Origin of the sequence: Bradyrhizobium sp. (genome assembly GCF_035652035.1) — a bacterium.
Taxonomy (GTDB): domain Bacteria; phylum Pseudomonadota; class Alphaproteobacteria; order Rhizobiales; family Xanthobacteraceae; genus Bradyrhizobium.
Genome location: NZ_DASREO010000016.1, coordinates 65,157 through 79,948, shown reverse-complemented (window position 1 = coordinate 79,948; position 14,792 = coordinate 65,157). Strand labels below are relative to the sequence as shown.

The window sequence follows — 14,792 nt, the reverse complement described above, 5'->3', positions numbered from 1 at the left end:
TCGAGCTGTTGATCGACATCAAAACGGGATCGATCTGAGCCTCTTAGTCTGGCTGCCTAAAAGCTGGAGGCTCACATGCGCGCACGTCAAATCATGACCAGGAAGGTCGTATCGGTCACGCCCGAACAGACGATTTTGGAAGCAGTTAACCTCATGCTCCGTAACCATGTGAGCGGCCTGCCCGTGGTTGACAGGGCTGGAGCTGTCGTAGGCATCGTGTCGGAGGCAGACTTCCTGCGCCGGACCGAAATCGGTACCCCGCGCAAGCACAACCGTCTGCTGAGCTTCATTTTCGGTCATGGCCCTGCGGCAGATGACTACGTCCGTGAACGCGGCCGCAAAATCTCTGAAGTGATGACGCCGTCGCCAATCACCGTCGGCGAAGACGCTCCACTTTCAGACATCGTTTCACTCATGGAGCGGCACCGCATCAAGCGAGTCCCTGTCGTGCGTGACGACAAGCTCGTTGGAATCGTTTCGCGGTCCAATCTGATCCAGGCGGTGGCAAGTCTTTCCCGCGATGTACCCGATCCCACAGCCGACGACGATCACATCCGCGAGCGAATCATCGCGGAGATCGAAAAGCACGATTGGTGTCCGATCGACCTGAACGTCGTCGTACGCGACGGCATCGTCCACCTGAGTGGCGTGCTGACCAGCGAGCGCTATCGACAGGCGGTCATTGTCGCCGCGGAAAACGTCCAGGGAGTCGTCAAGGTCCACGACCATCTTTTCTGGATGGATCTTGTGACCGGCAATCATCTTGAATCGCCCGAGGACGAGGAATGGGCGAGAGCGGGTTGATGCAAGACCGCCTGTTCAACCCAGAAAGGAGTCATTGGACTTTTGCACGGCGAGCGGCTCGACCCAAAAGAGAAGATGCGCGTGATAGCGCCATCGATCTCGATTTCTGGCATACGCCATTCGACGCCCTTTTTTCGGCACTTGCCAGTAGCCCCAACGGGCTGTCGATGTCTGAGGCCGAGAAGCGGCTCTCGACCTTTGGTCCAAACCGGATGGAGGCATCGCAAAGCCGCTCCATTTTGCGGAAACTCGCTCAGCGCCTCTTGAATCCCCTTGTCGCAATCCTTCTGGCCGCCGCCGCGATCTCGGGACTGAGCGGCGACTTTGGCAGCTTTGTCATCATCGTTACGGTCGTCACGCTGTCCCTGACGCTGGACGTCGTCCAGGAACATCGCGCCGAATTGACGGCCGAGACACTGAGGGAATCGGTCGCCATCGAGGCCGACGTCCTGCGTGACGGGTTGGTCTCGGCCGTGTCGGTGACAACGCTTGTTCCGGGCGATGTCGTCAAACTGCGAACCGGCGATCTCATTCCAGCCGACGGTGTGGTTCTCGAAGCCCGTGAACTGCAGATCAACGAAGCGCTGATGACGGGCGAACCGTTTCCTGCAAGCAAGACCAATGCGCCCTGCTCCGCCGTCTCGCCTGCTGACGCTACCAACGCCCTCTTCGCCGGAACAAGCGTTGTCGGAGGCGACGGTACGATGCTGATCGTTGAGACCGGCGGCCGCACGCGCTTCGGCGCGATTGCGGCTGCCTTGGCAGCCAATGCACCGCCCACTGCGCTCGAACAGGGCGTGCGGCGGCTTGGATTCTTGATCCTTCGCCTGACGCTATTCCTCACGCTGTTTGTGCTGTTGGTCCAGCTGCTGGGCCATCGCCCAGCGATGGAATCCTTCCTGTTTGCTGTTGCCCTGGCTGTCGGCCTCACGCCTGAGCTCTTGCCGATGGTGATGACAGTCACCTTGGCGAGGGGAGCGCAGCGCATGGCAAATCGCAAGGTCATCGTGAAGAGACTGTCATCCATTCACGACCTCGGCGCCATGGATACGCTGTGTGTGGACAAGACCGGCACATTGACGGAGGCCCGGATTACGCTGACGACGAACGTCGATTGTACCGGGAAAGTCAGCGAGCGCGTGCTCGATCTTGCAAGATTGAACAGCGCGTTTCAGGGCGGCGTCAGGAGTGCGCTCGATGACGCGATCCTGGCGATCGACAACAAAGGCACGGGTGCCTGGAAACGCATCTCCGAGGTACCGTTCGATTTCGAACGTCGTTGCCTTTCGGTGCTGCTGGCACGCGAAGACGAGCACGTTCTGATCACCAAAGGCGCACCCGAATCGGTCATGGCCCGATGTGTCGCAGCCGAAATCGAGGGTCTCGCGCATCCTCTCGATGAATTGTGGCACGAGCGCCTTGCAGAGCTACAGGACAGCTATTCTCGTGACGGTCTTCGCCTGCTGGCGGTCGGGATCAAATCGATCTCGATCGGCCAGACCAGCGTTTCGGTCGACGACGAAGCCGATCTCACCCTGATCGGCTTCTGCGTTTTCGCCGATCCTCCGAAGCAGGATGCCGCCGACGCAGTGAAAAATCTCACTGTGCTTGGTGTCGGAATCAAGATCATTTCCGGCGACCACGCCGCGGTCGTCGCGCATGTGGCAGGTGCAGTCGGACTCTCCAATCACGGCATACTGACCGGAACGGAAATCTCCGATCTCACAGACGCGGCCCTGGAATCCAGGGTTGACGATATCGGCTTGTTTGCGCGGATCGATCCTGACCAGAAGCGACGGATTGTCACGGCGCTTCGCCGCCGGAAACATGTGGTCGGCTTTCTCGGAGACGGCGTCAACGACGCGCCTGCGATCCATGCGGCCCATGTCGGCATGTCCGTCACCGGCGCCACCGAAGTCGCACGCGCCGCAGCCGACATGATCCTGCTGGCCCCCGATCTGTCGGTGCTCGCGGCCGGCGTTCGCGAAGGTCGGCGGACCTTCGCGAATATTCTCAAATACATTCGTATGGGAACAAGTTCGAATTTCGGCAACATGCTGTCGATGGCGCTGTCGTCCGTCGTATTGCCATTCCTGCCACTGTTGCCGCTGCAAATCCTTCTCAACAATCTTCTCTATGATCTTTCAGAAGTCGGCATTCCCTTCGATGAGGTCGACGACGAGGATGTCGCGCGCCCGGAAGTTTGGGACATGCGAAAGATCCTTCGCTTCACCATCATCATGGGCGCGGTCTCATCGTTGTTCGATGCAATCACTTTTGCTGTTCTGCTCAAGGTCGTTCATGCGGATGAGTCGATTTTTCAAACCGGCTGGTTTGTCGAGTCCATCGCCACCCAAATACTCGTGATCTTCTTGATCCGCTCGCGCCGGTTGCCCTGGCGCGCCAATCGACCCAATCCTGTCCTTCTTGTGACCTCAATCGGCGCTCTCGTTGCGAGTGTCGTTGTCGCCCTTGGTCCATGGGGAAGCTTGTTCGGATTTACCGGACTTTCGATCTCCCTGACGCTAATCATCGCGACCGTCACATTGTCGTATCTGATGGCCGCAGAGGCGGCAAAACGCTTTGCACTGACAACTTGATCATAAGAGCCCGATGAAAGTTACATTGCTTTCAGATAGCCCGGCGCGGCCAGGCACAGGCCTAGGATTCGTTGCTCAGCTGTCCGCGAGAGCGGCAGTTGTTCAAATTGCAGGATCATTACCTCCCCGACGTCGAAAGGCTTGTGCTCAGCTGGATGGCCGAAGAGTTGAAGGATCATCGGCTGATCGAGACCTATGTGCGCAACTACAACAGTGAGTGAGAGCGGCTTGCCGGGGCGCGGTCGCGGTGCGCACGCGGCTGGAGGCGAAACGTGACCGGATCGAAGGCGAGCGACAGCGCAGCGGACCCGTCATCGCCGATTTCAGGGCGCTCGTTCATAGCGTCCTCGTCCACCCGAGGGATCCCCGGCAAGGCTTTGAGGTCGAAGTGAAAGGAAAACTAGCCGCGCTCGTAGGCGGAGGGTCTTTCCGGAAGATGGTAGCGGGGGGGGGCGATTCACCTGACTCCCCCCTCCGCCCTACCGCTTGATTATACCATCATACGGCAACGAAAAGCCGCCTAGCGTCCGGCTCGTTCAAATGGGTCCCTGGCGCAGTACTTGGAGCGTTGGTGCCTAGGCAGGGAATCTTACGCAACCACCGACACGACGAACCGCTGTTTGTCCTTATCATGGTGGCGTGAACGCTTGCATTGTGGCGGAGGTCGGCTGCACTACTAGCCAGCAACTTGTTTTTCTGTCGTAGGACGACCCAAGTCGCGAGGCCGAGTTAATCGTCTACCAAAAGCGCCGTTCATGAACGATCCGGCCCCGCGTAAGGGGGTATCAAATGATTCTGGACGCGCTGATCAAGTGTCCCTGCTGAGGTGTAAGCTGTTTCCCTATCTGAAAAATGGCAACCAATGGTTTTTCGCGTCCGGTTCTTGGACTCGCTCGGCGCGCGCCAACGGATGGCGAAGGGACGAGACGGCGTAAGGCTGTCGCGCTCTTTTTCATGGATGGCTATCCGCTTACTTCCTCAATGAATCGCCCGGCGCGCTGGACGATAAGATCCCTGTCATTGTCGAGAGTTGCGACATGATAGGAATTGTTGAGCCACAACAGCCTTATGTCATCGGACCCAACGCTCTCGAGGATTCTTTGCCCATTTCGCGGAGGCACCACATGGTCTTCTCGGGAGTGCATCGCAAGGACTGGGCAAGTTACCCTGCAAAGAAGTGCCGAAGTCGCCGCAACCAGAATAAACACCTCGCGTGCGCAGCTGACGGGCAGCTCTGAATAGGCGAGTTCGGACGCCCTCGAATCCTTTATATCCGAACCTATTCCCGGGACCCGCGCCGGAGCCGATTTGCTCAGGACCAATTCCGCGAGCGGCGGTTCGAAAATGCCGACTGGACTGTTTATGGGAATAATGCCGTGGACGATCGTGGAAAAGCGTGCAGCCAGGTTGAGCGCCAGGGTACCGCCCATGGATAAGCCTGCGACAAAAACGGATTTGCCACCTGCGGCTAGTTCATGGAGTGGCTCTTCGCACGAAGAGACCCAATCGTGAAAGCCGGTCTTTTCCATGTCATCGGGTGTGGTGCCGTGTCCAGCGAGGCGCGGACCTCGGACTGTGAAGCCATACTTCCGGTGTAGCTCCTGCCCGAAATAGCGCACACTCTGCGTGGTCCCCGTGAAACCATGCAAGACGAGCACGGCAATATCATTGCCATCGAAAAAGAACGGCTCGGCTTCCATCATCACGCGCGGCATGCGTCTCTCCATCTTCACTTGTTTCAGTCAGGACTTCGCCGTGTGGCGGCAAGGGCAATGATCGCTCCCTGCAACATCAATTTCCCCGGCTCGCCGATGCCAAGGCTCGTGAGCAGATTGAAGCTGAACGTGAGCATGAAAGCGGCCACAGCGGGCCCGAGCGAACCTCCCTTGCCCGAGCCAAAGGTGACTCCACCGAGAATAACTGCAACGAGCGAATTCAAGGGCAGGTCACGACCGATATCCAGGCTGCCGGCCCCAACAAAGCCGATGAGCACGAAACCGCTGAAAACCGCGAGAATGCCCGACGCAATATGCGCAATCGTCACGATACGAACATAGGGAATGCCGGACATCAAAGCTGCCCGTGGGTTGGCGCCGATTGCATCCACATAGCGCCCAAACACTGACATGCGGAGAAATAGCGCGACCGGAACGAATAACGCGAGCCAAAATAGCGGAGAGATCGGCACAATGCCTATTCTCGTTTGCCCTAGGTAACGCAGGATGGCTGGAGCTTCCCCGGGCGCACGCAGCTGGCTGAGCGAAAAGACGACACCACTTAAGATCAGGGCGGTCGCCAGAGTCACGATGACGGATGATGCTCTGATGCGCGTGATAAAGAATGCGTTTGCGGCGCCGACGGCTGCTCCGAAGAGCACGCAAACGATCAGCAGCACCGGCTCGGGAAATCTCAGAATGCCGCTCGTGAGGATGTAACTGACTGCGAGAATGACGCCGCCGACCGAAAGATCGAGTGAAAGAACCCTCATGCAAACCGATTGACCAAGGACGGCGATAGCCAACGGAGCAGCCTGGCGAACGATGAGCAAGAGCAACACAGGTGAAACGAGAGCCGGCCTGGTCACATAGGCAAACACCAACAAGGCGGCTGTTCCGGCGTAAGCAAGCGGAACGCTCAAGAGCAAGCGCGCTATTCTGCGGGGATGAACCGCCCGAGGGAACGAATTGGTGGTCATATCGCTCACACGCCGATCACACTTCGGCGCTGCATGCTGATTGCGATAAGCAGCAAGAATCCCGTTGCAGCGGTGCGCAGGAATGGAGAAATCCCGACTAGATTCATTCCGTTCGTCAGCAAACCCAACGTGATGGTGCCAAGGACCACACCTGCAACGCTGCCGGTACCCCCGGCCAACTGGACTCCTCCCATAGCTATTGCGGTGATCGAATCCAAAGCGAATGGAGCTCCGACCGTAGCATCTCCCGATGAGACTCGGGCGCTGATGAAAATGCCTGCGACCGTCGCGGTCACAGAGCAGATCACGTAGCATCCAACGCTGTACCATCTGACCGCAATTCCGTTGCGGGCCGCACTGGCCTGATTGGCGCCGATTGCAAACAGGCGCAACCCGAAGCGCGTCGCCGACAAGACGAACGACGCGATCATCACCGCACCAACACACCAGAAGAACGCGGCGGGTACGCCTGCCGCCGAGGTCCATGCCAGACCGGCAAGGTAGTCAGGGACGGTTCCGCCGGGTACGGGATGTATCAGGAGCGCAAGTCCCTGCAGGAACGTCATCGACGCCATTGTCATGATGAGCGGATGTATGCCAGCGACAGTTATCCCTATTCCATTGACAAGGCCGATCGCGGCGCCGGCGAGCAAGGCGGCCGCGAGCGCGAGATCCGGACTTACCGAGACAATGATCGTTGTCGTTAGACTGAGAGCGGCCCCCACGGAAAGATCGATGCCTCCGATCAGGGCTACAACGAGCTGCCCTAGTGAGACGATCAAGAGTGCTGCTATCTGGCCATTGACGTTGCTCAGATTCTGCACACTCAGGAAGGCTGGCGACAGAAACGAAAGCGCCACGAAAAGCAGGGCCGGAAGCGAGATCGTGGCGAGGCGGAGGCCGCTTCGACTGGACTTCGTAATTGAAGCGACCATCACAGCTCTTTCCTGGCCTCGGCCTCCGATCCGGCCAGCGCGTAGCGCATTATCTCCTCCTCGCTCGCCCCGACGCCATCAAGTTCGGCGGTGATTTTGCCATCGCGAATTACGAGGATTCGGTCGCATAGGCCCAGAATCTCGGTCAGTTCACTTGAGACAATGAGGACTGCGCCACCGGAATTGGCGAACTCGCGCAAGAGCGCGTAGATTTCGGATTTGGCGCCTACGTCCACACCGCGCGTCGGCTCCTCAACCAGCAGGACATCGACCTCGGACGCGAGCCATCGCCCCAACATCACCTTCTGCTGATTACCGCCAGACAGAGACGAGAGGGGTTGCCCTTGATCATTGGCGCGAACTCTCATCCGCAACAAAAGATCAGCGATACCTGATTTCCTCACACGAGCGCGGCGCCACATCGCGAGCTGCCGCAGCATGCCGAGCGCGACATTCTGTTCTATAGAAAGCGACAAGTAGAGCCCCTCGGACTTTCGGTCCTCCGGGATAAAGCCGATACCCGAGCGAGCAACGGCGACGATTGACAGATCGACGCTTTGCAATTCGTCGCTGGGACTGCGTTTTTTGACGAGCCCGCGGACGTGAGGTTCCACCCCGGCAACCGCCCTGATGATCTCACGCTGCCCCTGACCCTGCAGCCCTGCAAACCCCAGAATCTCGCCACGATTGATCCCAAACGAGACGGCGTGTTCGGCATCTGAAGCTACAAGTTCCGAAATTTCCAGGGCACAGCCGAGGTGACTTGGGTGCGGATTGCGGAGAGGAAACAGCTGCCCAAGCGGGCGACCAACCATGAGCGATATCAGTTCGTCCTGCGTAAGTTCGCTTGTCTCAAATGTCCCAACGAGTCTGCCGTCCTTCAAGACGCTAACGGCCTCACTGAATCGGAATATCTCCTCAAGCCTGTGGCTTATATAAAAAATCAGTTTGCCAGCTGTCTTTAATGAGTGGATGAGATCCCCAAGCGTGTCGACCTCCGGTCCGTTCAAGGCGGCGGTCGGTTCGTCGAGAATGAACACGTCGGCATCCGCCATCAATCCCTTTGCGATTTCAATGAGCTGCTGCTCCGCCACCGAAAGGGTTTGGCAAAAGGTGTTCACGTCCAAGCGACATTTGACCAGGTCGAGGGCCTGCTCCGCACGACGGCGCATGAAAGAACGATCGACGATTCCCGCTCGGTGAGGCTCCCGGCCGAGAAAGAGATTTTCGGCGACCGTCAGGTTGGGGACGAGAGACAGCTCCTGGAATATGGTGGATATGCCAGCGCGCTGCGCCTGGGCTGGGCTTTCGATTCTGAGGGCCTGGCCGCGAACTCTAATCTCGCCCGAGTCGGGTTGATGAACACCTGCAAGCAAATTCATGAGGGTTGATTTTCCAGCACCGTTCTCGCCAGTGATCGCATGCACCGAGCCCGCAGATCCTTGCAAAGAAAGGTCAACAAGAGCCCGGGTCGACCCGAAGCTCTTGTTGACAGACTGGAATGCGACAAGCGCGTTCCTGGGAGAAGAGTGCGCCACTGGCGTGATCATCGCCCTCGCGCGCTCTTATTTCTTGAACATTTTTTCGATTTCTGCCTTGGGCAGCTCGGACGGCATCCAGAAGGCATCGTTCAGATCCGGCCGATAATACTTGTCGAGGTTTACGTTCGTAATTGGTGCGGGATCCGAGAAGTAGTGATCATACAAGGACTTCCCCTGTAAAATGGCTACAGTCGCGCGCAACGCAGCAGGACCGAGCTCCGGCGTGAACACCGCGGCAACACTGTCCAACTTCGACTCCTTCCACGCCCGCAGGAAGCCGTTGTTGCCTTCTCCTGTCATCGGCACGAGCGGCCTGCCGGCCTCCTTGAAGACATCGATACAACCGCGAGTCATTTCGGCGCCGGAAAACCAGATGCCATCCACCGGCTTACCCGAGAGAACGAGATTTTCGCAAAGCCCCTTGGCCTTCGCATAATTCCAGTCGCCAAAGACTTCCGCGCCTATGGTGATATCTGAACCTGCTATCGCTTTCTTAAACCCTTCATAGCGGTCCGTCTCCTCCTGAACGCCGGCGACCCCACGGAAAGCCCAGACCGTGCCCTTGCCGCCAAGTTTATTTCTGAGCCATTTTCCACCAACTTCGCCGAACGGGCCGCCACCGCCCATGACCTCGACGGTGCTGGGGAGCGCGCCCTTGCTCCATCCCAGGTTAATTACAGGAATGCCGGCCGCCAGCGCCGCGTCGACCTGCTTCTTCAGGAGAGGCATCGCTATGGGCGCAATGATTATCGCGTCAACTTTGCGCGAGATCATGTCCTCCATGTTCGCAACCTGTTTTGTCGGATCCCAATTGGCCTCCGTAAAGATGAACTGCTTGATCCCCGGAGTGTGTGCCGCCTCATATTTGGTTTCTTCGGCCATCTGAATGATCCACGTGTTTCCAACTCCGGGAAACACCATTCCGATCGTCCAAGGCGGCGCTTTTTTGTACTTGTCCGGCGGAGTCTTCTTGTCGGTTGTCGGCGCTAGTAATTCCGGGGGTAACAGCTGGACGTCGTCTCCGGCAATGGCCGGGGCAATCGAGAACGCCGCGACAACTGCGATCAGGGAAACTCCAAAAATGCCCATTAGTGCTTTCATTTGCTCCTCCTCCCATGGCACTTCGAAGGCGCTCGTACGCGCCTCGTTGCGTGCAGCGTCGCCTCGGCAGCGCCCTCCGCACCCGTCAAGAAAAGGGGCTGCTGCTTTTTTTCAGATTAGTCGGTTGGTCTTGTGATCGCCGCTCCGCTGCCTATGCGTCGCTCGGCTTTGATCAGGCCGGATCGCGAGCCACGCGATCAAAAGCCTGCAGGCGCTTCTTCACGTTCTTCATGCTGTCTCCTCCCGCCACGTGTTGGACCTTGTCAAATCCAATCACTTGACCAAATCGTACGATTTGATCATTCTTGAGTCAATGTCATTCGCATGGCAGCTCAAACAGCGCGGCTTAAAGGTCAGCGGTTAGCGTTTTCTTCGTGCTCGACGCGTCGGGTTTCCAGCCAAGCTTGGGGCAACGGCTCTCGGATTACGAGGAATGGACTATCGTTCTCGTTGTAATCCATCGCAGGAGGCAGTGCCGGCGGTCTCAGTGTCCATCGATTCAGTCGGGCCCGCCGCCAGCGGGAACACAATCGAAGCGCGGGCCATTATTGCTGCCGCGCGGCAGCGCAGATCATGATGTAAAGGAGCGGAATATCGCCGCCCATAGACTCCAAAACAACTTGATTTGTTGACACTGCAAAGCAACATAACCGCCATGAATCAGCGTGTCATAAGAAAGAGCTTCGCACGTCCCAACAGCGACGGCCGACGCGAGCAGATCATCGATGCGGCGCTCAAGGTGATGATCAGTGACGGTGTCTACCACGCCACAACACGCAAGATCGCCGAAGCTGCGGGCGTCAATGTGGCAACTCTGCACTACCATTTCCACGACAAGGAAGAGATCCTTTTTAAGGTCATGGAGGTTCTCGTCGCCAATTATCGCGCCACGCTGGCGAAGCAATTTTCTGCACCCCAAACACTGCACGATCGCATCGCGGATCTTCTGCGGTTCATCTGGAGCGAGATCGAAAAAGCTCCCGGCGAGCAGCTCGCCCTTCAGGAGATGACGCTCTACGTCCTTCGACACCCCCATGCGGAGCACATGGCGCGGGAGAAGGATCACGAATTCCTGTTGCTCTACGCCGACTGGCTGCGCGCGGCGACGGATGTTCGCCCCGAGGATGAGGCGCAGATCATGGAGCTCGCCAATTTTATTTACACGAGTTTCGTCGGCATGCTCAACCAGTGGCTGGCGGTGCGGGACGCCCGCCTGTTCGCGCAGGCGATGGACAATCTGATTCGAGCGGGCCAGGAATTGGCCGCGAGGCTTCTTCGGAAGCGATCTTCCAAACGTAGTCATGGTCGAGGCTGAGATCCTGCGCGCATCCGGTCCGGGAGTGGATGCTTCATGCTCAAAGGAGTGTTTTGATGCCTTCAGCGTCCGTTGATGTTAGCGAAGATCTATCATCCTCGGGAAGATTGATTGGGCGCTTCATCTGCTCGGCAAAGGTGATATCTCAAGCCTTTACCGATCCGGCAGTCAGGCCGGCAACATAGTGCTCTACGAAGAACGAGTAGAGGAAGGCGACGGGCAGTGACCCGAGCAAAGCAGCCGCCATCAGCTGGCCCCAGTAGAACACGTCGCCGCGGATAAGTTCAGCTATCGCGCCAACGGGGACTGTGCGAACATCGGTCTTATTCAGAAAGATCAACGCATAAAGGAACTCATTCTGCGATAGCGTAAAGGCGAAGATACCCGCCGAAATAAAGCCGGGGATACACAGAGGCAGCACAACCCGCACCATGGTCTGCCAGCGGCTCGCCCCGTCGATGCGCGCGGCCTCCTCCAGCTCGCGTGGTACCGTCTTGAAATATCCGATGAGCAGCCACGCGCAGAACGGTATCAGCATCGTCGGATAAGTGAGAATGACGGATGTCAGTGTGTCGGAAAGCCCTAAGTTGTTGATGATGTCGGCAAGCGGGATGAACAGAAAGGGTTGGGGTACGAGATAGGTCGCCGCCACTGTCGCCGCGATGAGTCCCGCGCCCGCGAACCGCATCCGCGCCAACGGATAGGCCAGCATGATTCCCAGCACCAGCGAGATCGCTGTCGAAAGCACAGCGACAACCGTTGTGTTGTAGGTCCAGGTGAGAAAGCTGGTCTCGGTCAAGAGATCTACGTAGTGCTTGAGAGTCGGATGGTGGACGACCAACGGCATCATGCGCGTATTATAAAGCTCTGCGTTCGGCTTCAGAGAGGTGATGAGCATCCAATAAAAGGGACCGAGCGCCATCAGCACGAAAAAGCCAAGCGGGAGCCAGAGGCTCAGCATACGGGAGTTGGATCCGCGATGTCCGATCATTCGCGGCTCCGCGTGTAGGCCGTCAGAGCGATGATCAGCAATCCAAGAAGCGGCAGCATGGCGAGTGCCACCGACGCACCGCGGCCGAGTTGGCCGCCGCTCATGGCAATGTCGAACGCGTAGGTGGCGAATAGCTGCGTGGCGTTCGCCGGCCCGCCGCGGGTGAGCACGTAAACGAGCTGAAAATCGGCGAATGTGAAGATGACCGAGAAAATGGTGACGATCAAAATCACTGGCTTCAGCAAAGGCAAAGTAACGTACCAGAATTGGGCCCGCCTGCTTGCTCCGTCGATCACGGCCGCCTCATAGAGATCCTGCGGGATGGTCTGAAGGCCGGCGAGCAACGTGATGGCGTAGAACGGCAGACCCCGCCAGGTATTGATCGTGATGATCGAAGCCATCGCTAGAACCGGGTTGCCGAGCCACGACGGGCCGGGCGACTTGGACAAACCCGAATGCACCAACGCCCAATTGATAACGCTGAACGCCGGATCCAGAATCCACATCCAGGCGATTGTGCTTAGCACCGTCGGCACGATGAATGGCAGAAGCAGAGCGGCGCGGACCAAGTTCTTCATCGGAAAGTTTTGATTCATCACCAGCGCCAGCGCCAGCCCGCCCCCCATCTTGAGCGCCGTCGAGATTGCCGTGTAGATAATGGTGTTCCACGTCACCTGCCAGAAAACCGGATCCTTCGCGTCCTCGATGAAATTTTGCAGGCCAATGAACACGCCCGGCTGAGCTACCGGACGGCTCTCTAGACTAAGATAAACGCCGTACAGGAAGGGATATCCGACCAGAGCGAACAAGAAGGTCAGCGGCAATGCCATCAACACCCAGCTGAACACCGCCTCATGGTCAAGCCATCGCGAGACTGCGTCTCGAAGCCGGAGCGGCCGCGATCCGACGGCTTCCAGGATCGCTGTCATGTCAGCCCTGGCCGTAGATCTGTTTGAGCTGTCTCGTCGCCGTGGCGATGGCGTCCTTTGTCGACGTGCCGGAGCACACTTTGGCGAACATGTCGATGACGACGTATTTCGCAATCACCTCCGACTGGGCACGGCTCACCGGAGCTGGCCAGCCAGGGAGATGGGCGGTCGCGAGCGCGTCGCGATAAGGCAAATTGCGCGGCTCGGCAGACCACATCGGCGCATCGTCGTATCCATGCAGGAACGGCTGATAATAGGTCTCGGCTGCTGCGTACCAGGGTCCCAACTGAGGCTTTTCGCTCAACCACTTCAAGAATGCCTTCGCCGCCTCATGATCCGGTGTCGATGCGAGGATCGAATGGCTCCAAGAGTTGAGCAAGTGAAAGCGGCCTTTTGGACCGGTCGGGTTCAGCGCCTGACCGGTGACCTTCGCAATCTCCGGAAAATCGCGCTTGGCGACCCAAAGGATGCTTTCGGCGTTGTTGGTGCAGGATATCTGTTCGCTGAGCCAGGCCTTGTTATTGTTCACATCGGTCCAGCCCAGGCAGTCCTCCAGCATGGTCTGTTGGTAGAACTTGCGCGCGAAGTCCAATGCACGCGCGGTCTCGTCAGAGTCGAGCACAATTGTCTGGCCGTCCGGCTCGACCTCGTGGCCTCCAAAAGACCATAGCAGCGGATAGATCCAGCCGTGATTATCGCCGAAGCCATGACCGAGCTCGAAGCCAAAGGGATGCCCCTTCGCCTTGAGCTTGGTGCCGGCCTCGAGCAATTCATCCCAGGTGTCTGGAAACTTCTCGAAGCCGACTTCCTTGAACCAATCCATTCGCCAGTTCATCAGCTGGCCTACATTGCCGAAGGGCACTGCCTTCCACTTACCGTTGACGACGCAGGCTTCTTTTGCGGGTTCGTACCATCCGCCTTGCGCCGCGCCGACAGCCTCCGCGATCTCGCTGACGTCGATGTATTTTTCATCGTAGAGAAAGGGCCAATTGAAGAAATTCAGCGCGATGTCGGCTCCGTGGCCGGTTTCGATGATGGTGGTGAGCCGCGTCTGGAGGCTTCCAACGCTCGCCAGCTCGTACCCGACCTTGACGCCCGTAAGTTTTTCGTACGCCGGGGCCAGCGTGTTCTGGAAGTAAGCGTCAAAGTTCTTGATGAATGAGCTTTCGTGAATAAGCGTCAGGCTCTTTGTGGCAGCACGTGCGCGCGGGATGCCCACTATCGAGCTTGCCGCACCTGCAGCCGCAATTTTGAGAACCTGGCGGCGCGACGTCGAGGATGAAACTCGCGGAAGCATAAGATTCCCCTCCCCTGTAAATGGATTTTTTCTGGAACCGTATCTTCGTAAACGCGCGAATGCAACCAAAAGCGAAAGTATTTCGAAACCTAATTCGAAAGTAAAAGCGCGCCCAAGCCCACTCAGCCCGGTCGGGTATGTTCGCTGGCCGTCATCTGGCCGACGGCGTCAGGTGAATGATCGATCAAACGGCCGAAAACTCTACCGCATCGCGCTATGGGCGATGGCATCGTGCGTGAAATTCGCCGCGGCGATGGTCGCGTCTCAGCCGCGGTTCGCGACGAAGCGGCGAGGAAAGGCGCAGAAGCTGATGCGATCGCCGGCGTGGCATTCAAGTCGGCTTGATGGATCGTTTCGATCGTCCGAGAGCGCTTCCGTGCACTTGGCAGCAAACGCCATCAGGTGTTCGCCGATCTCTGACGCAACATGTTCGGGCGCTACCACAGTTCGCGCGGACTCGCACAAGATCGTTGTTTCGCGCACAAAATCGTGCCGTTTGGTAGCGGGGGAGGGACTCGAACCCCCGACCCCAGGATTATGATTCCCGTGCTCTAACCAGCTGAGCTACCCCGCCACGGTGCAGG

General features: G+C 58.0%; 12 protein-coding genes and 1 tRNA gene. 4 read left to right on the top strand and 9 right to left on the bottom strand.

The features are described from left to right. The first annotated feature begins 75 nt into the window (after positions 1–75). The 3 genes from VFB05_RS06225 (at position 76) to VFB05_RS06215 (ending at position 3,625) form a co-directional block, all read left to right on the top strand. Positions 76–804: a CBS domain-containing protein gene (locus VFB05_RS06225; RefSeq protein WP_325010057.1), complete on the top strand. Its 729-nt coding sequence runs from the start codon at positions 76–78 to the stop codon at positions 802–804. Beyond that, positions 804–3,404, top strand: coding sequence for a magnesium-translocating P-type ATPase (gene mgtA, locus VFB05_RS06220; protein ID WP_414643154.1), 2,601 nt, complete (start codon positions 804–806; stop codon positions 3,402–3,404). The genes VFB05_RS06225 and mgtA overlap by 1 nt, the downstream gene beginning before the upstream one ends. A 98-nt stretch (positions 3,405–3,502) precedes the next feature. Then, positions 3,503–3,625 (top strand): hypothetical protein, encoded by a 123-nt coding sequence (locus VFB05_RS06215; protein WP_325010055.1) that lies wholly within the window; start codon positions 3,503–3,505, stop codon positions 3,623–3,625. 741 nt (positions 3,626–4,366) lie between these two features. Here VFB05_RS06215 and VFB05_RS06210 read toward each other — a convergent pair. From VFB05_RS06210 to VFB05_RS06190, 5 genes are read right to left on the bottom strand one after another with little or no spacing between them, the layout of a single operon-like run. Then, on the bottom strand, positions 4,367–5,119 hold the full coding sequence (locus VFB05_RS06210) for an alpha/beta hydrolase (RefSeq protein WP_325010053.1): 753 nt from the start codon (positions 5,117–5,119) through the stop codon (positions 4,367–4,369). Positions 5,120–5,142: 23 nt separating this feature from the next. Continuing rightward, a complete protein-coding gene (locus VFB05_RS06205) occupies positions 5,143–6,099 on the bottom strand; it encodes an ABC transporter permease (protein ID WP_325010051.1) in 957 nt (318 codons plus the stop codon). Positions 6,100–6,104: 5 nt separating this feature from the next. Beyond that, the gene (locus VFB05_RS06200) at positions 6,105–7,034 is read right to left on the bottom strand and encodes an ABC transporter permease (RefSeq protein ID WP_325010049.1); all 930 of its coding nucleotides are present in this window, start codon (positions 7,032–7,034) and stop codon (positions 6,105–6,107) included. Then, a complete protein-coding gene (locus tag VFB05_RS06195; RefSeq protein ID WP_325010047.1) occupies positions 7,034–8,584 on the bottom strand; it encodes a sugar ABC transporter ATP-binding protein in 1,551 nt (516 codons plus the stop codon). Before VFB05_RS06195 ends, VFB05_RS06200 begins: the two co-directional genes overlap by 1 nt. A gap of 15 nt (positions 8,585–8,599) precedes the next feature. Continuing rightward, positions 8,600–9,676, bottom strand: a complete 1,077-nt coding sequence (locus VFB05_RS06190; protein WP_325010045.1) for an ABC transporter substrate-binding protein — start codon at positions 9,674–9,676, stop codon at positions 8,600–8,602. Positions 9,677–10,331: 655 nt separating this feature from the next. On the opposite strand from VFB05_RS06190, the gene VFB05_RS06185 reads away from it, so the two are divergent. Further along, entirely contained in the window at positions 10,332–10,991 is a 660-nt protein-coding gene (locus VFB05_RS06185) for a TetR/AcrR family transcriptional regulator (RefSeq protein WP_325010043.1), read from the top strand. A 145-nt stretch (positions 10,992–11,136) separates the two neighbouring features. Here VFB05_RS06185 and VFB05_RS06180 read toward each other — a convergent pair whose 3' ends face one another. From VFB05_RS06180 to VFB05_RS06165, 4 genes are all read right to left on the bottom strand, one after another. Continuing rightward, positions 11,137–11,982: a carbohydrate ABC transporter permease gene (locus tag VFB05_RS06180; protein ID WP_325010041.1), complete on the bottom strand. Its 846-nt coding sequence runs from the start codon at positions 11,980–11,982 to the stop codon at positions 11,137–11,139. After that, complete coding sequence (locus VFB05_RS06175; RefSeq protein WP_325010039.1) at positions 11,979–12,812, bottom strand: sugar ABC transporter permease; 834 nt, start codon at positions 12,810–12,812, stop codon at positions 11,979–11,981. Before VFB05_RS06175 ends, VFB05_RS06180 begins: the two co-directional genes overlap by 4 nt. 100 nt (positions 12,813–12,912) lie before the next feature. Next, the gene (locus VFB05_RS06170; RefSeq protein WP_325010037.1) at positions 12,913–14,277 is read right to left on the bottom strand and encodes an ABC transporter substrate-binding protein; all 1,365 of its coding nucleotides are present in this window, start codon (positions 14,275–14,277) and stop codon (positions 12,913–12,915) included. Positions 14,278–14,705: 428 nt separating this feature from the next. Next, positions 14,706–14,782 (bottom strand) — tRNA-Met (locus VFB05_RS06165). Positions 14,783–14,792: the final 10 nt, after the last annotated feature.

Coding starts and splice junctions, on each gene's coding strand:
- VFB05_RS06225 (WP_325010057.1), top strand. CDS start 76: ATGCGCGCACGTCAAATCATGACCAGGAAGGTCGTATCGGTCACGCCC.
- mgtA (WP_414643154.1), top strand. CDS start 804: ATGCAAGACCGCCTGTTCAACCCAGAAAGGAGTCATTGGACTTTTGCA.
- VFB05_RS06210 (WP_325010053.1), bottom strand. CDS start 5,119: ATGCCGCGCGTGATGATGGAAGCCGAGCCGTTCTTTTTCGATGGCAAT.
- VFB05_RS06205 (WP_325010051.1), bottom strand. CDS start 6,099: ATGACCACCAATTCGTTCCCTCGGGCGGTTCATCCCCGCAGAATAGCG.
- VFB05_RS06200 (WP_325010049.1), bottom strand. CDS start 7,034: ATGGTCGCTTCAATTACGAAGTCCAGTCGAAGCGGCCTCCGCCTCGCC.
- VFB05_RS06195 (WP_325010047.1), bottom strand. CDS start 8,584: ATGATCACGCCAGTGGCGCACTCTTCTCCCAGGAACGCGCTTGTCGCA.
- VFB05_RS06190 (WP_325010045.1), bottom strand. CDS start 9,676: ATGAAAGCACTAATGGGCATTTTTGGAGTTTCCCTGATCGCAGTTGTC.
- VFB05_RS06185 (WP_325010043.1), top strand. CDS start 10,332: ATGAATCAGCGTGTCATAAGAAAGAGCTTCGCACGTCCCAACAGCGAC.
- VFB05_RS06180 (WP_325010041.1), bottom strand. CDS start 11,982: ATGATCGGACATCGCGGATCCAACTCCCGTATGCTGAGCCTCTGGCTC.
- VFB05_RS06175 (WP_325010039.1), bottom strand. CDS start 12,812: ATGGCATTGCCGCTGACCTTCTTGTTCGCTCTGGTCGGATATCCCTTC.